A 26,094-nucleotide genomic window follows, 5' to 3' on the forward strand; every position below is an offset into this window, starting at 1 on the left:
TAAATATGGTAGCAGCACCTAAAAAGAAACCAGAAGATTTAATGATTAAGCAAATTATTATTCATTTAAGATTTACTGAAAAAGATTATAAAAAATTAAAAGAAATTTGTGAAGAAAAAAATATGAAAATTAATGGATTTATAAGAAGTTTAATTAAAAAAGCAATAAATAAATAAATAGAAAGAGTGATTATAATGAATAATTTATATAAAAAAATACTTAAATTACAGTTAGAAATTGGTAGTACACCTAAAAATGGTTTTAATAAATTTGGAAATTATAAATATTGATTATTAAGTGATATTTTTAATAAATTTAAATTATTATGTAAAGAATTAAATATTGTTATTACACATGAAGATATATTAACAACAGATAGAAAAATAAATTATTTAGATACTAAAGAAGTAGAAATAACTTATTTTAAAAGATATACAATTATAGATTTAGATAATGATAAAGAATTAAAATATTTTGATATACTTGCTTGTGCTAAAAATACAGATATAGCAAAAGCAAAAGGTAGTGCATAAACTTATGCTTATAGATATTTTTTAATGAATTTACTTTTATTAAGTGAAGATGAACTTGACCCAGATAATGATAATGTTAATTTAATACAAAATAATAATAAATTACAAAATTATATTAATAATGTAAAAATAACAAATGAAAAATGAGAACCAAGTGAAAAACAATTAGATTATTTTGAAAAATATATGATTACAAATACAGTTTTATTTGATGAATGTATAAGAGAAGATATGGAAAGATTAAATCCAAGTAATAATGAAGATTTTTTAATATTAATGGGTGAAAATTATTTAAGGCTTTTATCCCTTTATGTACTATTTTTAAATTTTATCAAATAAATAGAGATAAAAGCCTATCTAGGAAATTATCCCTACATGTATCTAAATCAAACACAAAATTATAGTTTCAAAACTAAATATCTTATTGAATTTATATGCAGCTTCTTTTGCATATAAATTCTGGAATGGCAACTTTTTTTAGGACTGTTTTTTGGTAGACATTTGTGCTTGGTGTTTTATGGGGGTTAAGTAGTTTAGAGTACTGTGGATTCTTATGTTGTTGTATCAATTGATACAATCAAATAATTCTAATTTTAATTGGATTAATGATGTAAAATTTTTATCATTAATAAATTCTGTTTTGAAAGTTTTGAAAGTTGCTTCAGCAACATCGTTATTATAAGGACAACCTTTTTTGCTTAAAGAGCGGGTAATATTGAAGGCTAATAAAAGTTTATCAATAGTTTTATTATTAAATTCATTACCGCGATCGCTATGAAATATTTGAATATCTTTTAAACAACGATTTGAGCACATAAATGCTTGATATACTAATGATGCATCTTTTTTAGTACCTACACTATGTCCAATAATTTCGCGATTGTACAGGTCAATTAATAAGCAAATATAGTTTCATTTACCATTAACTTGAACATAAGTTAATCACTAACAATAACTTCATTTTTAAGCCTATTATTAAAGTCTCTATTAACAAGATTAGTAATTTGACTATCATTGACTTTATTATGATAATTTTTTTATGATAATTTAGTGTATTTTGATATTAAATTATGTTTATTCATAATTTTTTTAATTTTTCGTCTTGATAAATTAATTTTCTATTCTTTTAGAAAAACTTTTAATCTTCTTGTTCCATAAGCTTCTTTATTTTCTTTAAAAGCACTAATAACAACTTTATTATACATATTATTTTGAATTTTATCTTATTTTTTCTTGAAATTAAAATAATATATGTGGTAATGTTTAGTAATCTGCGTAACTTACAAAAATAACTATGTTTAATTAATTCTAGTAAATAAAATTAAATAACTAGAAAGAGTGAGTTACGTATTTCTAAAAAACAAAATATTAATAATAATGATCCAATATCAAAAGCAGTAGATTTATTATTAGAAAATACTGAGGATTTAACAACCGTATTTAAAGAGGGAGGTTTATATAAAGAATTAACAAAAAGATTAGTTGAAAAAATGTTGAATTCTGAAATGCAAAATTATTTAGGATATGAAAAAAATCAACATAATAATAGTGATAATGCTCGCAATGGTATAAATTCAAAAAAATTAATAACCCAACAAGGTAAAATTGAGATTAATGTACCACGAGATCGTAATAGTAATTTTGAGCCAGTAATAGTTGCAAAAAGACAAAGAAGATTTGATGGTTTTGATCAACAAGTTCTTTCATTATATGCCAAAGGCATGACTTTATCAGATATTAGAATGCAGTTACAAGAGTTATATCATGGTGCTGATATTAGTGAAAGTGTTATTAGTCAAATTACTGATGATGTTATTGATGATGTTAAAGCATGACAAAATCGGCCATTAGAAAGTGTTTATCCGATTGTTTATTTTGATTGTATAGTAGTTAAAGTACGACAAGATAAACGCATTATTAACAAATCAGTTTATATAGCATTAGGAGTTGATTTAGAAGGTAAAAAAGATTTTTTAGGTTTATGAATTAGTGAAAATGAAGGTTCTAAGTTTTGATTATCTAATTTCACAGAAATGAAAAATCGAGGCTTAAATGATATTCTTATTGCTTGTAGTGACAATTTAACAGGAATGTCAGAAGCAATACAATCAGTTTATCCTAAAACCGAACATCAATTATGCATAGTTCATCAAATTAGAAATAGTTTAAAATATGTTTCATACAAACATAGAAAATCACTAGTTACAGATTTAAAACCAATTTATAGTGCATGTAGTGAAGAACAAGCAATGCAAGATTTAGAAACTTTTGAAAGTAAATGAAATAAACAATATCCTCAAATTGCTAAATCGTGATATAAAAATTGAGATAATTTAATGGTTTTTATTATTTATCCTTCAGAAATCAAAAGAGTGATTTATACAACAAATGCTATTGAATCTGTTAATAGTCAATTACGAAAAGTTATTAGAAATAAAAAAGTTTTTCCAAATGATATGGCAGTTTTTAAAATATTTTACTTAGCAATTGAAAATATAACAAAAAAATGAACAATGCCCATTCAAAATTGAAATACAGCAATTGCTCATTTTATGATAAAATTTGAAGATAGAATTAATCTAAACTAGTAACTTTGTAAAACAAAGATACACAGATTATTAAAAAGCCTCTAATATGTTGATTTAGAGATTTTAAAAAAACGACACATTGTACGAATTTTATATTTAACTTTATTTTTAGTAATAATTTCTATTTTCTGCCTATTATTAGTGCTGCTTGCTTTAAAATATCATTTTCCATTCTTAATTGTCTTAATTCTTTTCTTAATTTAATTAATTCATTTTCTTCAACAGAACGGTTATCTTTGTTTTTAAAACTGCCTTAATTAGTAAATTGCTTAATTCAATTATAAGTAGCTGCTCTTGTAACATTGTACTCTTTAGCAAGACAAGACACTGACTTACCACTTTGATATAAAGCTACTATTTATTTTTTAAATTCATCTGAATATGAGTTAATATTGGCCATAATTATAATTCCTTTCTTTTAACTAATTTGTTCACTTGTCTACGTAATTAGTGTCCAATAAAGTGTAACCCATCCAGAAACTGAAGATGATACAGTTTTTCCAACCGAATATTCAGTGAGAACTGCTATGGAAGCCGTCTATAAATTATTAAACGTTGATAGAGGAATACCAGAAGTTTTTGCTTCAGCATATGATATTAGAGTACTATTGAATTCAACTCATATTTTATGAGATAAGAAAAAAAATAATGATATACAAGTTCCTCTCATCTTAAAAATTTTCCGTAGAGGTGCATTAAAAAAAATCAAGGGAACTTTTCTAGAAGAATTACTTGAAAAATATTGATTACTATAATAAATTACAATATTTTTAATAATATTTATATAAAATAAAAATATTTATTTTAAATTACCGTTTTAAGTATAAAATAAAGAAAAATATTAAAAAAATTAGTGATATTGTTACAAATAACATTCATTTCTTTAAAAACAAACAAGTTGCTAACAAATTTAATATTCTAATAATCTTTAAATTTAAAATCAATTAATAATTTCTCATTCTAATGTTTAGAAATTCATAAAATTAATATTATTAATTTTAACTTCAATATTAAATATAATGTTATAATATTTTTATGTATTATTAAATTATACAAAAGAAAGAGGAATTAACTTATTATGAGTACAATTATTAAAAATGAAGAAAATGAAGAAAATGAAGAAAATGAATCAAATGTTCAACAATTTCAAGTTGGTGACATTATTACCGTAACTCCAACTGGAATAAAGGAATTTGGAGTTTTTTGTAAGTGTCCAAATGGATTTTCTGGTTTAATTCACATTAGTCGTATTACCCCTAAATTTGTTAAAAATGTTAGTGATTATTTTACAATTGGTACATCAGTTAAAGCAGAAATAACAGGTATTGATAATACTAAACAACAATTAAGTTTAAGTACAAAAGAACAAGGATTAGTTGAAAAGAATAATTCTTCAATTGAAGAAAATGGTAAAGGATTTGCACCAATAAGAGAAACTGTTGATAATTGATTTAAAAAAGAAGAAAATAATTAAAATACTATTTTTCTTCCAATCTAAAATTTTTACAACTATATTTTTATTATAAATATTAAATAGTATTATTACGAATTAATATTTTAATTTTAAATACTATAAGGAGGTTATAGAATAGTGATAAAAACTAATTTAAAGTTTACTAATTTAGATATGAAAGAATTATCAACTTTATATCAAGAAAAAGTAACGGCGATTAACGTCGAACTTGAAAGTAATGCTAAAAATGAAGATGGTTGATTAGGATGAATTGATTTTCCATTTGCATACCAAAAAGACATTACTTTTCAAGAGTCTTGAAAGCGAATGAAAAATCTAGCATTGAAACTACAAAAAGAAATACAAGTTTTAGTAGTAATTGGTATTGGTGGATCATATTTAGGTGCTAGAGCAGGAATTGATATGGTGCAAGGTTTATTTAATAATACTGCTCCTGTTAAAGTAATTTATATGGGTAATACTATGAGTTCAACTTATGTTCACCAAGTTTTATCATATTTAAAAGATAAAGAATTTGCCATTAATGTTATTTCTAAATCAGGAACTACTACTGAACCAGCAATTGCCTTTCGTTTGTTAAAAGAACTATTAATTAAACAAAAGAAAAATAAGAATATTGTTAATAACAGAATTATCGCTACTACTGATAAAACAAGAGGAGTACTCCATGATTTGGCAAAAGAAGAAGGATATGAAAGTTTTGTTATCCCCGATAATATCGGTGGTAGATACTCTGTTTTAACTCCTGTTGGTATTTTTCCGATGATGGTAGCAGGAATTAACTGTGAAGAAATTATTGCTGGTGCACAATTAGCAGCAAAAGAATGTAAAAGTGATAAAATTGATGTTAATGATGCTTATTTATATTCAGTTTCTCGCTATCATTTACATAAAACTAATAATAAAGCAGTTGAAATTTTAGTAAGCTATGAATTACAAATGCAAATGTTATGTGAATGATGAAAACAATTATTTGGTGAATCAGAAGGTAAGGATGGCAAAGGATTATTACCAACTAGTGTTGTTTTTTCAACTGATTTACATTCAATGGGCCAATTTATTCAAGAAGGTTCAAAAATGTTTTTTGAAACAGTAATAAAAATCAAAAAACCTAATGAAGATATCAAAATTCCACTTGATAAAGAAAACAATGATCAATTAAATTATTTAACAAAACATTCTTTACATGAAATTAATAATATTGCCTTACAAGGAACTATTGAAGCTCATAGTGATGAAATAGTAGGAAAAACTACAAATATTTTATTAGAATGAGATACAATGGATAGCAAAATGTTTGGTTATGCTAGTTATTTCTTTATGAAAGCTTGTGCTGTTAGTGCAAAATTATTGGGTGTTGACCCATTTAACCAACCTGGTGTTGAAGTATACAAAAAGAAAATGTTTAAATTATTAGGTAAAAAATAATTTCCTAATAATAAATTTAATAAAACATATAAAAACCATTCTGAAAAGAATGGTTTTTATATAACTTACTTAGTTGTTCTTTACTTATTAATTTACAATATTATATTATGACATTTTTTTGCAAATAATAATTTAAATAAATGTAATTATAAGTTAAGTTGTATTTTAAATGATGGTAAATGATATATACCAATACTAGTTGATGGTGCATTTATAAAATCAAATTGATTTATTTCATTTACCATTTTTTGTTCTTTAATTAAAAAAACTTTCTACTATATGCTTAGTTATTTGTTCTTGAATAGAATATTGTGGTTTTTCTGAAGAAAAACCTTGATTAATACATTCAATAAAAATGAAAGATAATTTTTCATTTATTTCATTTAATTAAATAACATCCTTAACAATAGTAATGCCATTTTTAAGCATTGAATATAATGCATATTGATTTAAAATATGAGCTGGATGCTCTGGTTGATCATAAGTATTTGTCATTGTCATTGGAACAATAACATTTACTTCTTTATTGTGCTGATTAAATCAAGTTTTACAACTAATAGCAAATTGATAAATACAAATATCAGTACAACAACCAACAATAATAATGTTATCTCATTGTAAATTTGGCTTAAAATCAAAAGCAAAAAAACCGTTAGTACTATTTTTTTTAATAATCTTAATATTGTCAAATTTTAATTCTTCTACTAACTCTGATTCAATAGTATTTTCCAAACAATGACTAGGAAAAGTATGGAATTCGGGACTATGTTCATTATGAGCATCATTAAAAGCAATAACTTTGGTTTCATTAGTATTTACTTTTGCTAATAAATTTTTAATTGGTTTAATAATTGAATTAATATTAGGTGAAAATAAATTTCCTTTTTTAGCAAAGCCATTAACCATACCAACAATAAATATAATATTATGACCTTTTAAAGTTTTAAAATCTAAATTAACTGTTTTATCCAAAGTTTTATTTATCATTTCAATAAATGAATCATTATTTTTCATTATTCACCTCTATTTTTTAAAAATTAATCGTTTAATAATAAATCAAATTATACTACAGCCAGAACAAATTGGAATTAAGAAAATAGTAAAAATAATTCCTACTTTTAAAAAGAAAATATCTACTGTTATTCCTTGACTACTTTGATAGGTTAAACTATCAACTACACCATTTATATAAATAAAATTAAATCCATTAAAAATGTTTTCTATTTTAATACTTAATAACATAATTAACCCTAATAATAAAAATATAAAACCAGAAAAAAATAAAATAGTAATTATTTTTTCATCAAGAGGTAATTTTTTTCATCAATTTTTAGTTATCATTATTATCACCTATTTTTTTTAATTATATCATTGTTATATTACTGCTATAAAATAAATAAAAAAATTCTTACTTTAATGTGAAAAATAGCAATTTTTTAAAATTAATAAATTGCTATTTTTATTTTTTTACTACTTTTAAATAACAACTGTATCCAAAAATAATAATACTTGTAAACAATAAGATTTGAGTAGCAATAACCGATAAGATTAATCCTATTTGTAACTGTGCTGCTGGACCTGTTAAAGTTGCAGTTCCACCTAATGCAGCAACTGCAATTTTTAATTTATCAAAATAATCAGTTAATGACATAGTAACACCAAAATTAGTTATACTACCCTTAATAAAATCTCCAATAGTTCAAGGATGAGAATTTCTTAAAATTCAAAACCTATCATGACTTTCAGCCAGTTTAGCTCCTAGAGGTTTAACTGTTCAAGATACTGTTCCAATTAAAATTAATCCTAAAATCATTACTATTAACATAGTTATAAATACGTAAAAGCTAATTTTATCTAACTTTGATAATTTTTTTCAAATTTTTTGCATAAATTTTCACTTTCTTTTAATATAAATATTGATCAAAAAAAATGTAGCAAAATATAAAAAAATATTATATTTTAAATATATAAAAACTGAAAATAGGTATAAAATAGTAATATTTAACATAAAATTATTTTTTTTGGTTTTTTCTCTTAAGTTTTCTTTTAAAAAATAATTAAAAATAAAATAATTTTACATTATCTTTAAAAAATAATTGTAAATGTGAAAAATATCTATTATAATGATTAAGGTTTTTTAAGAATAAATAATTCTAATAAAACAAAAAATAAGGAGTATTAGCTCAGCTGGGAGAGCAATTGCCTTACAAGCAATAGGTCGGCGGTTCAAGTCCGTCATACTCCACCATTTACCTGCTGATGTGGCTCAATCCGGCAGAGCAACGGTTTTGTAAACCGTAGGTTGCAGGTTCGATTCCTGTCATCAGCACCATTATTATTTATGGAGGGGTAGCAAAGTGGCCAACTGCACCTGGCTGTAAACCAGATCTCTTCGAGTTCGGGGGTTCGACTCCCTCCCCCTCCACCATATTACTTATTGGGGTGTAGCCAAGCGGTAAGGCAACGGCCTTTGACGCCGTCATGCGTTGGTTCAAATCCAACCACCTCAGCCATATATTTTATTAATTTGTCCTCGTAGCTCAGCGGTAGAGCACTCGGCTTTTAACCGAGGTGTCGCAAGTTCGATCCTTGCCGGGGACACCATTTGATGCCCAGGTGGTGAAATGGCAGACACGTCGGGCTTAAGATCCGATGACTTTTACAGGTTGTGCGAGTTCGAGTCTCGCTCTGGGCACCATTTTATATATTTATTAATGACGAGGAAGTATTCCTCATTTTTTATAAATAAGTAAACTATATTTTGCCCAGATGGCGAAATGGCAGACGCAGTAGACTCAAAATCTACCGAGAAATCATGCGGGTTCGAGTCCCGCTCTGGGCACCACTAATATTAAATTATTAGTATAAAAAAGTATTCTTTTAAGAATACCTTTTTATTTTTATAACATTAAATATTATTAAAATGATAATCGACGTTCTGAAGATGGTTGTTTAATAGGCAAACGTTCTTCAGAATTTAATGTTGCTATATTAAGTGGTTTAGGATCAGGTATTTCAACAACATGAGAAGTTGACATGACTGATTGTGTTTCCTCTCCATTCTTAATTTTTTCTGGATTAAAAGATTTACTTAATAATGAAGTATTATCATCACTATCTTCAGAACTTTATGATGATGGCGAAGATGTACTGCTAGAAACATTTTCATAAGTATCTTCTTCATCAAAATTATTAACATCCACACATCAATTTTCATATAATTCCATTCCAGTATTTATTAATAAACCAGTACCAACTGTTGCAAAACCAGCTATTGTTTCTCAAAAAGCAATTGATCTTTTTTTATAAAATGGTTGATCATCATCATTATTATTTGGATTACTTAATTCATGATATGCAAAAAGACTAACACCAGTAATTGCACTAGCAATAGTTATTGGTGCTAATAAACTTGCTGCTGTATTACCTATTTTTTGTCATATATTACGTTGTTGATTTATTACATTTTCTTCATTATTAGGTGCACAACATTCTGATATTTTTTTACTGATTGTCACTATGTGATTTAAACTTGAAGATGCTGCTGCTGTAATAAAAGCATATGTAACATGTAATGTATCTGGATTGGGTGTTGGTCAGTTAAGTCAAGCTACTGCTAGTGGTAATAATGGTGCTGTTGCAAAACTTACTCCTGTTAATAAATTATTAATCCTTACATTATTAATATTTAGATATCTTAATATTAAATTAGTTAACGAAAATTTTGAATTAACTGCGCCTTCCACCATAAAACATAATGCTGTTACTAGTGATAATACTCCATCTTGATATAATAAATAGTTACCCATAGTTACCATTGAATTACCAATAGTAAGTAATACATCTCTTATAGTAGGTGATACCCTATTTCTATTATTAGTTGATATTAAATCATTTGGTAATAATTGTTCTGTAGAAGAATAACTTCTTGCTGGTGATAAATCCATATTTTTCATCCTTTCTAAAAAATAATTTAAAGTAATAAAATTAATATAAAAAAACCCATATTAAGAATTACAATCCTTAAATATGAGTTAAACTCTAGTCTTTATTTATTACTTCTTGTATTATAACCCTATATTAAATAAATGAAAGTAATATAATCATTAATATTAAAATTATGAAAAATAATTTTAAAAACTTAAATAATTAAATTAATAACACTAAAAAATAAATTTTTATTATTTCCTTATATAAGGAAAAGTTTTATTTTTTATTAATCTTTTTTAAAATTTACTCAAAACCATTGTTTTTTTCTTATTATTTATTTTTAATAATATCATTTTATTTAATAAAATATTTTTTTTGTATAATTAACTGTTATAAAGGAGGTCATTTATTAATATGAAAAAACAACGCTTAAATATCTCAAAATTAGGATTCTTACTTTCAGTAATGGGTTCGGCAGTAGGATTAGGTGGTATTTGAGGATTTCCAAATCAAATGTATAACCATCATGGTGCTTTTCTAATCCCTTTTTTAATATGTATGGTAATTTGTGCAATACCAGTTTTATTTATTGAAATGACAATTGGTAATAAATATCGCAAAAATCATATTGAATTTTTTAGTGAGGTTGGAGGTAAAAAGGGTGCTTTTTTCTCTTGATTGCATTCAACAACCGTTATTTTACTAAGTACTTATTATAGTGTTTTAGTAGGATGAACTTTAATTAATATTATTATTAGTTTTACTTCTAATTTAAATAAAGGTTCTTATTTTTATCATAATATTTTACAACAAACAAATGATCAAGATATTAGCAATTTAAATAGCCTAGGTAACTTAAATTGAATGATTTTACTTGCAACAATTGGTGTATGAATTATTTTGGTTATTATTCTATTAGGTGGTGTTGAAAAAGGAATTGAAAAAGCCAATAAAATTATGATTCCATTTTTATTTTTAATGATTATTATTTTAGCAATTTATACTAGTACATTATCGGGTGCTAAACTTGGATTAAATGTAATGTTTGATTTAGATGCTAAAGAATTATTAAATCCTGGATTATGAAAAGATGCTTTTGGTCAATCATTCTTTATGTTATCAACATGTACAGGAACCATCTATATTTATGCAGCTCATGCTCCTGAAAAACAAGATAGTACTAATCAAGCTTTTGTAGTAGCCTTTGGTACTAGCGTTATTGGTATATTAACAACAATTATTGTTTTTAATTCAATAGGTGCAATTGCTCAAAATCAAGGTAAAACTGATATTAAAGATGTATTTCAAGCAGGTCCTGCTTTGATTTTCCAAGTAATACCACAATTATTTGCTATTATTAATAATCAAGTTCCTATTTTAGGAAATATTTTAGCAATATTATTTTTTGTTACACTTTTCTTTGCGGGTATGTCCTCACTAATTGGTCAAGTTGAATCAATGGTAAACGGTCTAGAATATGAAATTCATTTAAAGCGCAAACAAGCATTAGCAATATCATTAGTAGGAGCAATGGCAGTATCAGTATTATTTACCTTTAGTAATTCACCAGCGCTGTTTAATGGGCTAGCAATCTGAGTAGCACAAATTTGATTACTAATAATTGGGTTTATTTTATCAATTGGTATTAGTCCATATGGCTGAAAACTATATGATACATTAAAATTATATAATAATGAAAATTCATGAATGAAATGAACAAAAATATATAAAATAGTAATTTTAATTATCGCACCAATTTTAATTTTAATTAATATTGCTACTGGTATCTATGATTTTATTATTAATATTATCAATGCTAATTTTGTCTATGGTACAGTTGGTCTAACACTTGGTGTTGGATTATTTTTACTTTTAACTTTTATCTTAACTTATCATAAAAATATTCATAATGGTTTTAATAAATTATTTAAAATAAAAACAAAAACTGAAAGAGGTTAAAAAAATGGATGTTGGAGCAATTATTTTAATGGTAATTTCTTTAGTAAGTATTATTGGTCTTTTTATTTTCTTTGTCATAATGGATTTTAAAAGTCATAAAAAACAAAAAAGAAAAGAAAAAAAACAAAGAATAATATTTTTTTAAAATATTTTAGTATACTTATTATAAAGTATTATAATTAGGTTTTTTTGTAATCTGGCATCAAAATGCCAGATTACAAAACTTATTATTAAATGGTGAGTGAAATGGAAAAAAATAAATTAAAACAAATTTTATTAATTAGCAAAATAACTTTAACAATTACTTCTTTATTTTTATTTTTAGTTTGACTAATGTTTATGACTAATAATTTTTTTCCTAAATCTCAAAACTCATTTGTTGCCAAAATTATGAATACTTCAATTCAAATTATGATTTGACCAATTACTAGTATAATTCTATTTATTTTTATTATGCCAATATGAGTTACTAATAAAATTTGTTTTTTATTAGTATTTTTAACATTGTCACTAATTATCACAATATTGTGTACAACTTTCCTTTTCAGTTTAAATATTAATAAATTCTGAATTATATGATTAATTGCTCATTTTTTTGCTATAGCTTCAATTATTTTTGTATTTTTTTCTTTTTTCTTTAAAGAAAAAAATAAACATATTGAAAAAAAAGATTAAAAAATAATTTTTTTAACTTGTTTATCAAAAGTAGTTGACTTTAATTTTAGTAATATGATATAAATACATGGTGGTTAACATAACTGCGGGTGTCGTATAATGGTATTATTACAGCCTTCCAAGTTGAAGACGTGGGTTCGATTCCCATCACCCGCTCCATTATAAAAAAATAAAAGGCGTATTAATTACGGCTTTTATTTTTTTATAATGGTTTATATTTTATGACCTTTTTTAGTTTTTAGTACTACTGCTGTTTCTTCATCACTAGAATTACTACAAGCACATTTATTAACTATTTCTGCTCATGAATTTACTGGATACATAACTAAAGACATTCCATTAGTTTTTTCTGGTAATGATTCTAAATATTTTATTTTATTATTTGTGCATTCTTCTAAATTAATTTTCATTAGTTATCCCCTACTTCTTTTAAAATTAGACTATTAAAAGCATCTGCTAAGAACTTATAAACTTTTACTTCAGAAATATTTTTTAAATCATACCAATTAATGATGTCAGTTAATTTTAAAATCACATCATGATATTTTATAAAATAAGTTTTATTTTCAACATTTGCTCACTTTTCTAAATTCATTGCATAATAAATTATTCCATCTCTATAAAATTGTGATTTCATATTTCTCACTCCTTTAAACGATATAATAAAACAAAAAACCTAATTTAAATACAAAAATTTAAACGAGTTCTATAAAAAAACCAAAATATTTTGTTCCAAAGTTCCTTTAAAACTTTAATACAATTGTAACTCATTTACAAGAAATTCCAAGTAAAATCAATAAAAAAAATTAATAACTTAAAATTAATATAAAGAGATAAATAAAGATTGCAAATGCAATCTTTATTTATAATTGTCCTGAAATTGTTTTTAAAAGAAAAATTTTTATATTCACTGATTGGAACTTCAGTTTTATTTATTAAATCACTCACTTGTTTTTGTCATTTTTTAACTAAGTTTTTCATATCTACATAGTCAGGTGTAACAATATAAACAAAAATAATCATTTGTTTCATAATTTGTAACTTAACCTCACAATGTTTCTTATTGACTAATCTGGGGTCTCAAGCATAAGCAAGAACTGTACTATTGCTTACTGCTACTTTAATTAATTTGTTTTAGTTTTATCTTTAGGAATTTCTTTTAATCTTTTTTCCTTTTCTTTAAAACTTTAATTTAATAAAAATCCTAATATAGAAATATATCTATATTAGGACTGAACAGTTATTGAACAGTTATTGAACAGTTATTAAATTATGAATATATAATAACATAAAAGATAATACTTTTGATGAAAATTATAATTAACACTTATATAAGTATTAATATTTAATTTCCTATACATGTTTTTTTTATAAATAATTAAATTATAAAACTTCTAAGGAAATAACTATGGATTTTATCCCTTTATGTACTATTTTTAAATTTTATCACATAAATGGAGATAAAATCCTATCTAGGAAATTATCCCCACATGTATCTAAATCAAACACAAAATTATAGTTTCAAAACTAGGTATCTTATTGAATTTATATGCAAAAGAAGCTGCATATAAATGAATATTGTGTTTTGAAACTTTTATGTGTGTTCGGAAAGTTCGTCGGATGTGTTTTCATGCAGATTCAATCTGGTTTGTGTTTACACCTGTTGATGACACATACCCAACTTCATGATTTACGATTTCATGTTTGTGATAGAAGTTTTTGAAACTTCCATATCCCTTCCAATAATCCGTAAATAGACAACACCCAGTAGAAATGTGTTTCAATGCAAATCATAAAAAGTTTTTCTCATCTGCTTTTTTCAATACTTTTACAATTAGTTTGTTGCTGGTTTTCTCATAAACTCCAAAAATCAAGGTTTTATTCAACAAGGATATTCCTTGTTTTTTAAAACCTACATGTGAAATATACATTTCATCCATCTGTGCTGTGCCATCATCAATGAACCCTGCATCTTGATTCCAAATTCTAGTTATGATTTCATGACACATTCTTCAAACTTTTTTATATGTCACACCCAATTCCCTTGCAACATCTGTTGATGGTATACCATGCTTTGTGTTTATTCATCTAAAGATGAGATAAAAACAAGATGTCAAAGGTGTTTGTGACATATAAAACATCTTATTCTTCTCAAATCAGAAACATTCAAACTAGAAGAAGCACACCTGATACATTTCATTACTTTCAACTTCGCTATATATTTCAAACAATCGTTTTCATTTTGAAATACGCTATTGAATTCATTTCAATTCATTTTTTCCTCCACACTAGTACATGTGGGGATAATTTCCATAACTATTTCTAATTAAACAATAGTTATCTAATACAAGACTAAATGAAAAATATCTATATTAAATATAGATAATATGATATAATTTTTCTAAAATTAATATAAGTTTTTACCTATTTACTTTTATTTTAAAGTAAATAGGTTTTTAATTTAAAAAAGAAGATATTTAGAAGTTCTATATAGTAAAAAAACAGAAAATCTTATAACAGAAAAAGAAAAACAAGTTTTTAAAGAAAAAACAACAACAAATTCAAGAAAAATTAAACCACAATTACCAATAACAACATCTCTTGCTTAAATATTACTAAATAATAATGAAAAGCTTGTTGGTACTATTACTAGTGATCAGTATCTTAATAAAGATAACAAACAAGTACCATTATATAAAGTAATTAAAACTTCAGAACCAAATAAAAAAATAAACATTAAAGCAATAAATTCTATTAAAAACGACAAACAACGAATAACAATTCTAAATAAAACCAATTCACAATCAATATAAAAATAAAATAAAATTATTAAAGATTGAAATTGAAATTTTTAATAATTTTATTTTTGGAAATTATCCCCACATGTACTAGTGTGGAGGAAAAAATGAATTGAAATGAATTCAATAGCATATTTCAAAATGAAAACGATTGTTTGAAATATATAGCGAAGTTGAAAGTAATGAAATTTGGAATGGCAACCTTTTTTAAGACTGTTTTTTGGTAGACATTTGTGCTTGGTGTTTTATGGGGGTTAAGTAGTTTATAGTACTGTGGATTCTTATGTTGTTGCATCAATTTATATAATCAAATAATTATAATTTTAATTGGATTAATGATGTAAAATTTTTATCATTAATAAATTCTGTTTTGAAAGTTTTGAAAGTTGCTTCAGCAACAGCGTTATCATAAGGACAACCTTTTTTGTTTAAAGAGTGGGTAATATTCAAGGCTAATAAAAGTTTATCAATAGTTTTATTATTAAATTCATTACCGCGATCGCTATGAAATATTTGAATATTTTTTAAACAACGATTTGAGCACATAAATGCTTTATATACTAATGATGCATCTTTTTTAGTACCTACACTATGTCCAATAATTTCGCGATTGCACAGGTCGATTAATAAGCAAATATAGTTTCATTTATCATTAACTTGAACATAAGTTAAATCACTAACAATAACTTCATTTTTAAGCCTATTATTAAAGTCTCTATTAACAAGATTAGTAATTTGACTATCATTGACTTTATTATGATATTTTTTGTATGATAATTTAGTGTATTTTGATATTAAATTATGTTTATTCATAATTTTTTTAATTTTTCGTCTTGATAAATTAATTTTCTTTTCTTTTAGAACAACTTTTAATCTTCTTGTTCCATAAGCTTCTTTATTTTCTTTAAAAGCACTAATAACAGCTTCATCATACATATTATTTTGAATTTTATCTTCTTTTTTCTTGAAATTAAAATAATATGTTGATTTAGAGATTTTTAAAAAACGAGACATTGTGCTAATTTTATATTTAACTTTATTTTTAGTAATAATTTCTATTTTCTGCCTATTATTAGTGCTGCTTGCTTTAAAATATCATTTTCCATTCTTAATTGTTTTAATTATTTTCTTAATTTAATTAATTCATTTTCTTCAACAGAACGGTTATCTTTGGTTTTAAAACTGCCTGAATTAGTAAATTGCTTAATTCAATTATAAGTAGTTGCTCTTGTAACATTGTACTCTTTAGCAAGACAAGACACTGACTTACCACTTTGATATAAAGTTACTATTTGTTTTTTAAATTCATCTGAATATGAGTTAATATTGGCCATAATTATAATTCCTTTCTTTTAACTAATTTGTTCACTTGTCTACGTAATTAGTGTCCAATAAAGTGTAACCCATCCAATCTTTAACATGTAAATTTTAAAAAACAAGGAAGATCCTTGTTGAATAAAACCTTGATTGTTGGAGTTTATGAGAAAACCAGCAACAAACTAATTGTAAAAGTATTTAAAAAAGCAGATGAGAAAAACCTTTTATGATTTGCATTGAAACACATTTCTACTGGGTGTTGTCTATTTACGGATTATTGGAAGGGATATGGAAGTTTCAAAAACTTCTATCACAAACATGAAATCGTAAATCATGAAGTTGGGTATGTGTCATCAACAGGTGTAAACACAAACCAGATTGAATCTGCATGAAAAAACATCCGACGAACTTTCCGAACACACATAAAAGTTTCAAAACACAATATTCATTTATATGCAAAAGAAGCTGCATATAAATTCAATAAGATACCTAGTTTTGAAACTATAATTTTGTGTTTGATTTATATACATGTGGGGATAATTTCCTAGATAGGCTTTTATCTACATTTATGTGATAAAATTTAAAAATAGTACATAAAGGGATAAAAGCCTTATTTTTTATTATTTAATTAAAAGTTTCTGTTTAGATTAACTACTAAAATTTATTTTCTTCTTATTTTATAGTATGATTTACCTATAAACTTAATTTTTTATTATAAAGGAGAAATAATAATGAATGTACTAAAAACATATGAAATTTGAAAAAAGCAAAACTTACCACAACACTTAAAAAAACAATTAACTACAATGTCTAAAAATGAAATTGAAGATGCTTTTACTAGAACTTTAGAATTTGGTACAGCTGGCATGCGTGGTATTACTGGAGTTGGTACCGGCAGAATTAATGAAATTATTATTATGAAAGCAACTGTCGCATTTATTCAATATTTAAAATCTGCTTTTTCTGAAAAAGACTTACTTCGTGGTGTTATTATTGCTCATGATAATCGTCACTTTTCAGCAGAATTTACAATGTTAACAGCAAAAACTTTAGCCAAACATAAAATTCCTGTTTTTTTATTTAAAAATAATGGTTTAAGACCAACACCAGTACTTTCATATAGTATTAGAAAAGTTAATGCTCTTGCTGGAATTGTTATTACTGCCAGTCATAATCCTCCTGAATATAATGGTTATAAAATTTATGATCAATATGGCTGTCAATTTCTTCCTAATGTTACCAATATAATTAGCAATAAAATAGAACAATTGCCTGATGATTTTCAATTAACATTCGATTATGATACTAACCTAATTAAAGAAGTGCCTTCAACAGTAGAAGATAATTATCGTAATGATATTAAAAATTTACAGTTTTATCCACAAGTTAAAAATCGTAACTTTAAAATTGTATTTTCTAATCTACACGGTACTAGTCGTGAATGAGTTAAACCAATTTTAGAACAATGCGGTTATGAAATTATTTTAGTAACAGAGCAAGCTAACTATGATCCTGATTTTAAAGGTGTGGTGTCGCCCAATCCCGAAGTAAAACCAACATTTGATTTAGCAATTAAACACGCTAAAAAACATGATGCACCATTAATTATTTTAAATGATCCTGATGCTGATCGCATTGGTATTGCTGTAAAACATAATAATGATTATGTATTATTAACAGGTAATGAAACAGCACCAATTTTATTAGAATATTTATTAAGCCATTATCAACTTAATAAAACAATGCCAAAAAATCCCGTTATGTACAATACATTTGTTACTTCCAATTTATCTGATATGATTGCTAAATCATACGGATGTCAAGTCATTAAAACGTTAACTGGCTTTAAATGAATTGGTGCAGAAATGCTAAAAGAAAAAGCACGTAACATTAACTTTGTTTTTGGTTTTGAAGAAGCATATGGTTATGTTATTAAAGATATTACTCGTGACAAAGATGGTATTCAATCAGCAATAGTAGCAGCAGAAGCGGCTTGATATTATCAAAATTCACAAAAAACATTAGTTGATGTTTTAGAAAATATTTATCAAAAATTTGGATATTATTACTGTTATACTGTTAATCTTATTTTAAAAGGAAAAACAGGACAAAATACTATTAATAATATGTTAGAAACATTAAGAACTAGTAAAATACCAACACTTAATAATATTAAAACAATTAAAGTTGAAGATTATCAAACTGGTTTACATGGAATGCCATCGCAAAATTTACTAAAATTTTACTTCAGTGATGGTTCATGATTTGCTGTTAGACCTAGTGGAACTGAGCCAAAAATTAAATTCTATTTTGTTTGTGTTGATAAAACCATTAATGATGCACAATTAAAAATGAAAAAAATGTATGAAGAATTAGCTATCAAATATATAAATATCAAAGATATAAAATGATAGAAAGAAAATAAAAAATGACTGTAATTAAAGATATTAAACCTAATAATGTTTTAAGTTTAGTAGTAATTATTAATCGAGTAATTCAAGGTGTTGCTTCTAACAATACTAATTATTTAAACTTACAATTACAAGATAAAACTGGGACAATTTCAGCAAGAATTTGAGACGTAGGCAAAGAAACTATTGAACAATTAACAATAGGACAAGTAATTAAAATTGAAGCAAATAGTATTAATTATAATAATGAAATACAACTAAAAATTAATAATTGAACTATTATTACTAATCCTAGTGAATATTATGATTTATTACTTACACAAGCACCAATTAATATTATTGAAGCATGAACTGAAATTAGTCAAACAATAAATGAATTTAAAAATCCAATTTTAAAAAAAGTATTAATCCAATGTTTTAATAAAAAAAATATTGATGATTATAAAAAATGACCAGCAGCAGTTAAAATGCATCATGCTGTTCAAAGCGGTTTATTATGACACTCAGTAACAATGCTAAGAATGGCAAAACAAGTAGTAGCGCTTTATAATGATCGTAATATTAATATTGAACTATTATATGCAGGAATCATTATGCATGATTATGGAAAAATGGTTGAATTAAATAATAATCCTATTAGTTCATATACACTATCAGGTAAAATGATTGGTCATATTTCATTAGGTGCAATGCAAGTTACACTTGCTTGTAAGGAATTAAATATTAACTTAGAGGAAGAAATCGTAGTTTTATTACAGCATCTAATATTAGCTAGTCATGGTAAATATGAATATGGCTCACCTGTCTTACCAAAAACAATAGAAGCTGAAATTTTACATCATTTAGATAACTTAGATGCAAAAATCTATGCAATTGATGAAGCATTGGTTAATATTAATGTTGGTGAATCAACTGCTCGTATTGCAAGTATTGAAAATAGAATGTTCTATAAACATCAAAATTTAAAGGAAAAAAAATAAAAAAGTTTAAATAAATTAATTAATTTATATTTATTTTTATAGGGTAAAAATAACCATTTTCTGTATTACCATAAAAAAATCAATACATTTGCTTCTTTATGTGTTTCTTTATCTTTAAATCAATCATTAGGTACTGATTCTTTATTTTTATCATAAATTTCATTTTCATTTCTAAGCTTATTAAAATTAATTTTTTCTTTATAGATACCTTTTAATAATCTGGAATGGCAACCTTTTTTAGGACTGTTTTTTGGTAGACATTTGTGCTTGGTGTTTTATGGGGGTTAAGTAGTTTAGAGTACTTTGGATTCTTATGTTGTTGTATCAATTGATATAATCAAATAATTCTAATTTTAATTGGATTAATGATTTAAAATTTTTATCATTAATAAACTCTGTTTTGAAAGTTGCTTCAGCAACAGCGTTATCATAAGGACAAACTTTTTTGCTTAAAGAGCGGGTAATATTGAAGGCTAATAAAAGTTTATCAATAGTTTTATTATTAAATTCATTACCGCGATCGCTATGAAATATTTCAATATTTTTTAAACAACGATTTGAGCACATAAATGCTTGATATACTGATGATGCATCTTTTTTAGTACCTACACTATGTCCAATAATTTCGCGATTGTACAGGTCGATTAATAAGCAAATATAGTTTCATTTATCATTAACTTGAACATAATTTAAATCACTAACAATAACTTCATTTTTAAGCCTATTATTAAAGTCTCTATTAACAAGATTAGTAATTTGACTATCATTGACTTTATTATGATAATTTTTGTATGATAATTTAGTGTATTTTGATATTAAATTATGTTTATTCATAATTTTTTTAATTTTTCGTCTTGATAAATTAATTTTCTTTTCTTTTAGAACAACTTTTAATCTTCTTGTTCCATAAGCTTCTTTATTTTCTTTAAAAGCACTAATAACAACTTCATCATACATATTATTTTGAATTTTATCTTCTTTTTTCTTGAAATTAAAATAATATGTTGATTTAGAGATTTTTAAAAAACGAGACATTGTACGAATTTTATATTTAACTTTATTTTTAGTAATAATTTCTATTTTCTGCCTATTATTAGTGCTGCTTGCTTTAAAATATCATTTTCCATTCTTAATTGTCTTAATTCTTTTCTTAATTTAATTAATTCATTTTCTTCAACAGAACGGTTATCTTTGGTTTTAAAACTGCCTGAATTAGTAAATTGCTTAATTCAATTATAAGTAGCTGCTCTTGTAACATTGTACTCTTTAGCAAGACAAGACACTGACTTACCACTTTGATATAAAGCTACTATTTGTTTTTTAAATTCATCTGAATATGAGTTAATATTGGCCATAATTATAACTCCTTTCTTTTAACTAATTTGTTCACTTGTCTACGTAATTAGTGTCCAAGAAATGTAACCCATCCACAACATAAAGTAGTCATCTAAAAGCATTACGTAAATGTCCAAAAACATCATATCAACTTGGTCTTTCATATTCAGGATTAAATAGACTATTTGGTGTCACTGGTACAACTTTCTCACTTGAAAAAATATTAATTTGACCAAATGAAACCTCCGGTGGAATAGTTAAATTTGTAGTTCCATGAATATCAAAAAATACAGTTAAATGTCTTAAATTTGGAACACGAACCGGCATAGTAACAAAATTATACAAATATGGCATATAAACATCATTACCAATCTTTCTTTTAAAAACATATTTTTTATCACCAACATAATCTAAAAAACTAAAAGAAAAATCACCAGTAAATGTAGAAAAAGCCTCATAATTAAAATAAAACATAAAACCTTGAATATAAAAACTTAAAGGTTTATCAATTTTAAAATTTAATTCAAAACGTAAATTTAAAGGTTTAACTCAATGATTTAAATTATGAATAAGAAGCCGATTTTTTTTACCATATTGAATAAAATTATGATTGAACATAATACGGGAAATATCATCTAACTGATATCTCCTAAAAGAATAAACACCAGTTCCAATATTAAGTGTTGTCTTTTTAACACCTACAACATCACTTTGATATTCAAAATCCAAATCATTATCTACACCACCAATAATTTCACCACTAACTAATTTTAAATCCGGTTGGTCAATGTCAAAATAAGCAGAATTTCATGGAATTGTTGCTCAATCATTAAAATCATTATACTTAACGTGTTTAATCATTTCTTTTTTAATATCATAGGAAATTATCCCTACATGTACTAGTGTGGAGGAAAAAATGAATTGAAATGAATTCAATAGCATATTTCAAAATGAAAACGATTGTTTGAAATATATAGCGAAGTTGAAAGTAATGAAATGTATCAGGTGTGCTTCTTCTAGTTTGAATGTTTCTGATTTGAGAAGAATAAGATGTTTGAAATGTCATCAAACATTTAGTATTCTTCATGACACCATTTTTCACAAGTCACAAACACCTTTGACATCTTGGTTTTATCTCATCTTTAGATGAATAAACACAAAGCATGGTATACTATCAATAGATGTTGCAAGGGAATTGGGTGTGACATATAAAACAGTTTGAAAAATGGTGTCATGAAATCATAACTAGAATTTGGAATAAAGATGCAGGGTTCATTGATGATGGTACAGCACAGATGGATGAAATTTATCTTTCACATGTAGGTTTTATTCAACAAGGATCTTCCTTGTTGAATAAAACCTTGATTGTTGGAGTTTATGAGAAAACCAGCAACAAACTAATTGTAAAAGTATTGAAAAAAGCAGATGAGAAAAACCTTTTATGATTTGCATTGAAACACATTTCTACTGGGTGTTGTCTATTTACGGATTCTTGGAAGGAAGGGATATGGAAGTTTCAAAAACTTCTATCACAAACATGAAATCGTAAATCATGAAGTTGGGTATGTGTCATCAACAGGTGTAAACACAAACCAGATTGAAATAAACATAGTTCAGTAATCAACTATACATTTATGAATTTGATTATAAATATCTCAAACACTCATATTTAACACCTACCCAAATAATGACCTAAAAATAAATTTAATACTACGATAAACAAAATTAAAAAATACACCTAATACCAATCAAAAAGTCAAATTATAAAGGAAATATAAAATTCATCAGTACTATTTGATTGATTTAAAAATTTTACAGTCCCAGATGTAGAAACTGGCTGAATATCAATATTTAAAAAAACTGACATTGCAAACTTTATTAAAACAATAAAAAAAATAAAAGTTCCCAAATTAAAACCTAAATCTGCCATTGGCAAATTTCAAAATTTCATAAAAATTTGTCCAAATAGTTCTAAAACTTTTGAAATAAAAGAAACACCCATAATAAATTACTCCTATATTATTTTTAATAATTTTAAAATTAATGAAAAAGTAAAAAGCACTAAAATAATTGCTAACAATGGTGCTGGCATTGAAACTATTTGCTGTGAACTATCACCAAAAATAAAACTTTTAATAACCAAAGACAAATTATGTAAACCAGAAAAATCAGTAATATAACTTTGTAAAATATTTTGCACAATATTATTTAAAGAAGGTAAAAGTTTACCTAATAAAGGAAAAACAAAAATTATTGCAAAAAATAATTTAATCATAACTATTACCTCCTAAAAACAACTTTAATTTTTTCTATCTAAATCCACGAATAATATGTCCAATAAATTCTTTAATAAATACTAAAACCATCATAAATATTGGAATTAAAACCGGTCAATTTGTCATTATTGAATCACCGGTAATGTTTAGTAATATGTGTAACTTACAAAAATAACTATGTTTAATTAATTCTAGTAAATAAAATTAAATAACTAGAAAGAGTGAGTTACGTATGTCTAAAAAACAAAATATTAATAATAATGATCCAATATCAAAAGCAGTAGATTTATTATTAGAAAATACTGAGGATTTAACAACCGTATTTAAAGAGGGAGGTTTATATAAAGAATTAACAAAAAGATTAGTTGAAAAAATGTTGAATTCTGAAATGAAAAATTATTTAGGATATGAAAAAAATCAACATAATAATAGTGATAATGCTCGCAATGGTATAAATTCAAAAAAATTAATAACCCAACAAGGTAAAATTGAGATTAATGTACCACGAGATCGTAATAGTAATTTTGAGCCAGTAATAGTTTCAAAAAGACAAAGAAGATTTGATGGTTTTGATCAACAAGTTCTTTCATTATATGCCAAAGGCATGACTTTATCAGATATTAGAATGCAGTTACAAGAGTTATATCATGGTGCTGATATTAGTGAAAGTGTTATTAGTCAAATTACTGATGATGTTATTGATGATGTTAAAGCATGACAAAATCGGACATTAGAAAGTGTTTATCCGATTGTTTATTTTGATTGTATAGTAGTTAAAGTACGACAAGATAAACGCATTATTAACAAATCAGTTTATATAGCATTAGGTGTTGATTTAGAAGGTAAAAAAGATGTTTTAGGTTTATGAATTAGTGAAAATGAAGGTTCTAAGTTTTGATTATCTAATTTCACAGAAATGAAAAATCGAGGCTTAAATGATATTCTTATTGCTTGTAGTGACAATTTAACAGGAATGTCAGAAGCAATACAATCAGTTTATCCTAAAACCGAACATCAATTATGCATAGTTCATCAAATTAGAAATAGTTTAAAATATGTTTCATACAAACATAGAAAATCACTAGTTACAGATTTAAAACCAATTTATAGTGCATTTAGTGAAGAACAAGCAATGCAAGATTTAGAAACTTTTGAAAGTAAATGAAATAAACAATATCCTCAAATTGCTAAATCGTGATATAAAAATTGAGATAATTTAATGGTTTTTATTATTTATCCTGCAGAAATCAAAAGAGTGATTTATACAACAAATGCTATTGAATCTGTTAATAGTCAATTACGAAAAGTTATTAGAAATAAAAAAGTTTTTCCAAATGATATGGCAGTTTTCAAAATATTTTACTTAGCAATTGAAAATATAACAAAAAAATGAACAATGCCCATTCAAAATTGAAATACAGCAATTGCTCATTTTATGATAAAATTTGAAGATAGAATTAATCTAAACTAGTAACTTTGTAAAACAAAGATACACAGATTATTAAAAAGCCTCGAATCACCAGCAAATACTCAGTTAAAAACATAACTAAAAGATTCTAATAATTTTTGGCCAATACCTCCAATCATTTCTATTAAAGCACTTAATCCTTTTGGCATACTAATCACCTCCCTCCTCTAACTCTTTTCTTGCTCTTTCTTTACGCTTTTGTTCTTTACAATATCAACAATCTGGGTCAACTACATTGTGTTTTCTATGTTTAAATTTTCAAAATAACTTTTTAATAGTACCTTTAAAAGCCCAAGAAGTACTAAGCACAGCAATTATCACAACTATTCACTTAACCATTATTTTTTACCCCCTAATAAAAAATCATCATAATTCATATTTTCGCTTAATCTTTGGTCAAAATTTCTTTTTGCTTTTTTCTTATGCAATTTTTGTCTTGGCATATTTTTCATTTATCTTTTTTCATAAAATTAATTCACTCCTTATAAAATAAATGTTCTTATAGTTTTATTTTGTTCATTATTTCTTAAATTTTCATTATTAATTTCTAATAATTTACTTTGAAATTCTAATGTTTGTTTTAATTCTTTTACTTGATTATTTAAATTTTGAAATTTTCTTTCTAATTTTTGTTTTTCATATCTTTTTCTTTCAACTTTTAAATCATTCTTTTTAATAAATTTATTTTCTTTTCTCTTAAAAACTCAATTTGTTATTTTATTTTTAATATTATTTCATGGAATACCAATATAACCCGCAACAATACCAATTAAGATAGATACTGGTTTAATTGCAAAAATTCCTAAAACTATAATGCTAGGAATTAATCCTAAAAATATACTAAATGTAATACATCCAGTTAATGCCATAAATTTTAAAATTCATCACATATATATTTTCACTTTAAACACCACCTAGTGTA

General features: G+C 25.0%; 30 protein-coding genes, 8 tRNA genes and 3 pseudogenes. 24 read left to right on the forward strand and 17 right to left on the reverse strand.

Features of this window, described 5'->3' with window-relative positions; translation table 4 throughout:
* Positions 1 to 5 precede the first annotated feature (5 nt).
* From AC6I4F_RS02190 to AC6I4F_RS02200, 3 genes are read left to right on the forward strand one after another with little or no spacing between them, the layout of a single operon-like run.
* Positions 6 to 176 carry a hypothetical protein gene (locus AC6I4F_RS02190; protein WP_497873845.1) on the forward strand — a complete coding sequence of 57 codons (171 nt, stop codon included), beginning with the start codon at positions 6 to 8 and terminating at the stop codon, positions 174 to 176.
* An 18-nt stretch (positions 177 to 194) separates the two neighbouring features.
* The gene (locus AC6I4F_RS02195; RefSeq protein ID WP_497874183.1) at positions 195 to 533 is read left to right on the forward strand and encodes an ERF family protein; all 339 of its coding nucleotides are present in this window, start codon (positions 195 to 197) and stop codon (positions 531 to 533) included.
* Positions 534 to 557: 24 nt separating this feature from the next.
* Complete coding sequence (locus AC6I4F_RS02200) at positions 558 to 872, forward strand: hypothetical protein (protein WP_497874184.1); 315 nt, start codon at positions 558 to 560, stop codon at positions 870 to 872.
* 138 nt (positions 873 to 1,010) lie between these two features.
* On the opposite strand, the gene AC6I4F_RS02205 is transcribed toward AC6I4F_RS02200, so the two are convergent.
* A complete protein-coding gene (locus AC6I4F_RS02205) occupies positions 1,011 to 1,475 on the reverse strand; it encodes a transposase (RefSeq protein ID WP_497874645.1) in 465 nt (154 codons plus the stop codon).
* A gap of 425 nt (positions 1,476 to 1,900) precedes the next feature.
* Between AC6I4F_RS02205 and AC6I4F_RS02210 the strand changes: the two genes are divergently transcribed.
* The 4 genes and pseudogenes from AC6I4F_RS02210 (at position 1,901) to AC6I4F_RS02225 (ending at position 6,023) form a co-directional block, all read left to right on the forward strand.
* A complete protein-coding gene (locus AC6I4F_RS02210) occupies positions 1,901 to 3,121 on the forward strand; it encodes an IS256 family transposase (protein WP_497874646.1) in 1,221 nt (406 codons plus the stop codon).
* A gap of 476 nt (positions 3,122 to 3,597) precedes the next feature.
* A pseudogene (locus AC6I4F_RS02215) lies at positions 3,598 to 3,876 on the forward strand (oleate hydratase); the annotation flags it as partial.
* A gap of 323 nt (positions 3,877 to 4,199) precedes the next feature.
* A complete protein-coding gene (locus AC6I4F_RS02220; protein WP_497874185.1) occupies positions 4,200 to 4,595 on the forward strand; it encodes a S1 RNA-binding domain-containing protein in 396 nt (131 codons plus the stop codon).
* 117 nt (positions 4,596 to 4,712) lie between these two features.
* On the forward strand, positions 4,713 to 6,023 hold the full coding sequence (locus tag AC6I4F_RS02225; RefSeq protein ID WP_497874186.1) for a glucose-6-phosphate isomerase: 1,311 nt from the start codon (positions 4,713 to 4,715) through the stop codon (positions 6,021 to 6,023).
* Positions 6,024 to 6,410: 387 nt separating this feature from the next.
* Here the strand turns inward: AC6I4F_RS02225 and AC6I4F_RS02230 are convergent, their stop codons facing one another.
* From AC6I4F_RS02230 to AC6I4F_RS02240, 3 genes are all read right to left on the reverse strand, one after another.
* On the reverse strand, positions 6,411 to 7,037 hold the full coding sequence (locus AC6I4F_RS02230; RefSeq protein WP_497874187.1) for a cysteine hydrolase family protein: 627 nt from the start codon (positions 7,035 to 7,037) through the stop codon (positions 6,411 to 6,413).
* Between the two features lie 9 nt (positions 7,038 to 7,046).
* Positions 7,047 to 7,364, reverse strand: a complete 318-nt coding sequence (locus AC6I4F_RS02235; protein ID WP_497874188.1) for a hypothetical protein — start codon at positions 7,362 to 7,364, stop codon at positions 7,047 to 7,049.
* Positions 7,365 to 7,482: 118 nt separating this feature from the next.
* The gene (locus AC6I4F_RS02240; RefSeq protein WP_497874189.1) at positions 7,483 to 7,911 is read right to left on the reverse strand and encodes a hypothetical protein; all 429 of its coding nucleotides are present in this window, start codon (positions 7,909 to 7,911) and stop codon (positions 7,483 to 7,485) included.
* A gap of 284 nt (positions 7,912 to 8,195) precedes the next feature.
* Between AC6I4F_RS02240 and AC6I4F_RS02245 the strand changes: the two genes are divergently transcribed.
* The 7 genes from AC6I4F_RS02245 (at position 8,196) to AC6I4F_RS02275 (ending at position 8,868) form a co-directional block, all read left to right on the forward strand.
* Positions 8,196 to 8,271: transfer RNA gene (locus AC6I4F_RS02245), tRNA-Val, on the forward strand.
* A 7-nt stretch (positions 8,272 to 8,278) separates the two neighbouring features.
* Positions 8,279 to 8,355: transfer RNA gene (locus AC6I4F_RS02250), tRNA-Thr, on the forward strand.
* 11 nt (positions 8,356 to 8,366) lie between these two features.
* Positions 8,367 to 8,451 (forward strand) — tRNA-Tyr (locus AC6I4F_RS02255).
* A 10-nt stretch (positions 8,452 to 8,461) separates the two neighbouring features.
* Positions 8,462 to 8,536, forward strand: a tRNA-Gln gene (locus AC6I4F_RS02260).
* 16 nt (positions 8,537 to 8,552) lie between these two features.
* Positions 8,553 to 8,627: transfer RNA gene (locus AC6I4F_RS02265), tRNA-Lys, on the forward strand.
* A gap of 6 nt (positions 8,628 to 8,633) precedes the next feature.
* Positions 8,634 to 8,721, forward strand: a tRNA-Leu gene (locus tag AC6I4F_RS02270).
* A gap of 65 nt (positions 8,722 to 8,786) precedes the next feature.
* Positions 8,787 to 8,868: transfer RNA gene (locus AC6I4F_RS02275), tRNA-Leu, on the forward strand.
* A gap of 283 nt (positions 8,869 to 9,151) precedes the next feature.
* Here the strand turns inward: AC6I4F_RS02275 and AC6I4F_RS02280 are convergent.
* Positions 9,152 to 9,970 carry a hypothetical protein gene (locus AC6I4F_RS02280; protein WP_497874190.1) on the reverse strand — a complete coding sequence of 273 codons (819 nt, stop codon included), beginning with the start codon at positions 9,968 to 9,970 and terminating at the stop codon, positions 9,152 to 9,154.
* Positions 9,971 to 10,367: 397 nt separating this feature from the next.
* Here AC6I4F_RS02280 and AC6I4F_RS02285 point away from each other — a divergent pair, with 397 nt between their 5' ends.
* From AC6I4F_RS02285 to AC6I4F_RS02295, 3 genes are all read left to right on the forward strand, one after another.
* Positions 10,368 to 11,912 carry a sodium-dependent transporter gene (locus AC6I4F_RS02285; protein WP_497874191.1) on the forward strand — a complete coding sequence of 515 codons (1,545 nt, stop codon included), beginning with the start codon at positions 10,368 to 10,370 and terminating at the stop codon, positions 11,910 to 11,912.
* 4 nt (positions 11,913 to 11,916) lie between these two features.
* Positions 11,917 to 12,057, forward strand: a complete 141-nt coding sequence (locus AC6I4F_RS02290) for a hypothetical protein (RefSeq protein WP_497874192.1) — start codon at positions 11,917 to 11,919, stop codon at positions 12,055 to 12,057.
* Positions 12,058 to 12,672: 615 nt separating this feature from the next.
* A tRNA-Gly gene (locus tag AC6I4F_RS02295) sits at positions 12,673 to 12,746 on the forward strand.
* Positions 12,747 to 12,799: 53 nt separating this feature from the next.
* On the opposite strand, the gene AC6I4F_RS02300 is transcribed toward AC6I4F_RS02295, so the two are convergent.
* The 4 genes from AC6I4F_RS02300 to AC6I4F_RS02315 form a co-directional block, all read right to left on the reverse strand.
* On the reverse strand, positions 12,800 to 12,997 hold the full coding sequence (locus AC6I4F_RS02300; protein ID WP_497874193.1) for a hypothetical protein: 198 nt from the start codon (positions 12,995 to 12,997) through the stop codon (positions 12,800 to 12,802).
* Positions 12,997 to 13,224 carry a hypothetical protein gene (locus AC6I4F_RS02305; RefSeq protein ID WP_497874194.1) on the reverse strand — a complete coding sequence of 76 codons (228 nt, stop codon included), beginning with the start codon at positions 13,222 to 13,224 and terminating at the stop codon, positions 12,997 to 12,999. Before AC6I4F_RS02305 ends, AC6I4F_RS02300 begins: the two co-directional genes overlap by 1 nt.
* 859 nt (positions 13,225 to 14,083) lie before the next feature.
* Positions 14,084 to 14,719: an IS1595 family transposase gene (locus AC6I4F_RS02310; protein WP_497874195.1), complete on the reverse strand. Its 636-nt coding sequence runs from the start codon at positions 14,717 to 14,719 to the stop codon at positions 14,084 to 14,086.
* Positions 14,668 to 14,901, reverse strand: a complete 234-nt coding sequence (locus AC6I4F_RS02315) for a hypothetical protein (RefSeq protein WP_497874196.1) — start codon at positions 14,899 to 14,901, stop codon at positions 14,668 to 14,670. Before AC6I4F_RS02315 ends, AC6I4F_RS02310 begins: the two co-directional genes overlap by 52 nt.
* Positions 14,902 to 15,453: 552 nt before the next feature.
* Here AC6I4F_RS02315 and AC6I4F_RS02320 point away from each other — a divergent pair.
* Positions 15,454 to 15,612, forward strand: coding sequence for a hypothetical protein (locus AC6I4F_RS02320; protein ID WP_497874198.1), 159 nt, complete (start codon positions 15,454 to 15,456; stop codon positions 15,610 to 15,612).
* Here the strand turns inward: AC6I4F_RS02320 and AC6I4F_RS02325 are convergent.
* Positions 15,593 to 16,719, reverse strand: a pseudogene (locus AC6I4F_RS02325) (IS3 family transposase). The gene AC6I4F_RS02320 and the pseudogene AC6I4F_RS02325 sit on opposite strands and share 20 nt — an antisense overlap.
* A 108-nt stretch (positions 16,720 to 16,827) precedes the next feature.
* On the opposite strand from AC6I4F_RS02325, the pseudogene AC6I4F_RS02330 reads away from it, so the two are divergent.
* From AC6I4F_RS02330 to AC6I4F_RS02340, 3 genes and pseudogenes are all read left to right on the forward strand, one after another.
* A pseudogene (locus AC6I4F_RS02330) lies at positions 16,828 to 17,250 on the forward strand (transposase); the annotation flags it as partial.
* 258 nt (positions 17,251 to 17,508) lie between these two features.
* Positions 17,509 to 19,116, forward strand: coding sequence for a phospho-sugar mutase (locus AC6I4F_RS02335; protein ID WP_497874199.1), 1,608 nt, complete (start codon positions 17,509 to 17,511; stop codon positions 19,114 to 19,116).
* A gap of 14 nt (positions 19,117 to 19,130) precedes the next feature.
* Positions 19,131 to 20,093: a 3'-5' exoribonuclease YhaM family protein gene (locus AC6I4F_RS02340; RefSeq protein ID WP_497874200.1), complete on the forward strand. Its 963-nt coding sequence runs from the start codon at positions 19,131 to 19,133 to the stop codon at positions 20,091 to 20,093.
* 237 nt (positions 20,094 to 20,330) lie between these two features.
* On the opposite strand, the gene AC6I4F_RS02345 is transcribed toward AC6I4F_RS02340, so the two are convergent.
* A protein-coding gene (locus tag AC6I4F_RS02345) for an IS3 family transposase (protein ID WP_497874201.1) occupies positions 20,331 to 21,448 on the reverse strand; the annotation gives its coding sequence in 2 pieces (ribosomal slippage) (positions 20,331 to 21,205 and positions 21,205 to 21,448; 1,119 coding nt in all).
* A gap of 22 nt (positions 21,449 to 21,470) precedes the next feature.
* Entirely contained in the window at positions 21,471 to 22,289 is an 819-nt protein-coding gene (locus tag AC6I4F_RS02350) for a hypothetical protein (protein ID WP_497874202.1), read from the reverse strand.
* Positions 22,290 to 22,344: 55 nt separating this feature from the next.
* Here AC6I4F_RS02350 and AC6I4F_RS02355 point away from each other — a divergent pair, with 55 nt between their 5' ends.
* Positions 22,345 to 22,677, forward strand: coding sequence for a transposase (locus tag AC6I4F_RS02355; protein WP_497874203.1), 333 nt, complete (start codon positions 22,345 to 22,347; stop codon positions 22,675 to 22,677).
* On the forward strand, positions 22,610 to 23,101 hold the full coding sequence (locus AC6I4F_RS02360) for a hypothetical protein (RefSeq protein WP_497874204.1): 492 nt from the start codon (positions 22,610 to 22,612) through the stop codon (positions 23,099 to 23,101). The genes AC6I4F_RS02355 and AC6I4F_RS02360 overlap by 68 nt, the downstream gene beginning before the upstream one ends.
* Positions 23,102 to 23,166: 65 nt before the next feature.
* Here AC6I4F_RS02360 and AC6I4F_RS02365 read toward each other — a convergent pair whose 3' ends face one another.
* Both AC6I4F_RS02365 and AC6I4F_RS02370 read right to left on the reverse strand, forming a co-directional pair.
* Positions 23,167 to 23,430 (reverse strand): hypothetical protein, encoded by a 264-nt coding sequence (locus AC6I4F_RS02365; protein WP_497874205.1) that lies wholly within the window; start codon positions 23,428 to 23,430, stop codon positions 23,167 to 23,169.
* A gap of 12 nt (positions 23,431 to 23,442) precedes the next feature.
* Positions 23,443 to 23,703: a hypothetical protein gene (locus AC6I4F_RS02370; protein WP_338956747.1), complete on the reverse strand. Its 261-nt coding sequence runs from the start codon at positions 23,701 to 23,703 to the stop codon at positions 23,443 to 23,445.
* Positions 23,704 to 23,936: 233 nt separating this feature from the next.
* On the opposite strand from AC6I4F_RS02370, the gene AC6I4F_RS02375 reads away from it, so the two are divergent.
* On the forward strand, positions 23,937 to 25,175 hold the full coding sequence (locus AC6I4F_RS02375) for an IS256 family transposase (protein ID WP_497874206.1): 1,239 nt from the start codon (positions 23,937 to 23,939) through the stop codon (positions 25,173 to 25,175).
* On the opposite strand, the gene AC6I4F_RS02380 is transcribed toward AC6I4F_RS02375, so the two are convergent.
* The 3 genes from AC6I4F_RS02380 to AC6I4F_RS02390 all read right to left on the reverse strand — a co-directional run bounded on the left by AC6I4F_RS02380 (position 25,172) and on the right by AC6I4F_RS02390 (position 26,074).
* Complete coding sequence (locus AC6I4F_RS02380; RefSeq protein WP_497874207.1) at positions 25,172 to 25,321, reverse strand: hypothetical protein; 150 nt, start codon at positions 25,319 to 25,321, stop codon at positions 25,172 to 25,174. The genes AC6I4F_RS02375 and AC6I4F_RS02380 overlap by 4 nt on opposite strands.
* Position 25,322: 1 nt before the next feature.
* Complete coding sequence (locus AC6I4F_RS02385; protein WP_497874208.1) at positions 25,323 to 25,511, reverse strand: hypothetical protein; 189 nt, start codon at positions 25,509 to 25,511, stop codon at positions 25,323 to 25,325.
* Between the two features lie 143 nt (positions 25,512 to 25,654).
* Positions 25,655 to 26,074, reverse strand: coding sequence for a hypothetical protein (locus AC6I4F_RS02390; RefSeq protein ID WP_497874209.1), 420 nt, complete (start codon positions 26,072 to 26,074; stop codon positions 25,655 to 25,657).
* Positions 26,075 to 26,094: the final 20 nt, after the last annotated feature.

This window comes from Spiroplasma ixodetis, assembly GCF_059729505.1.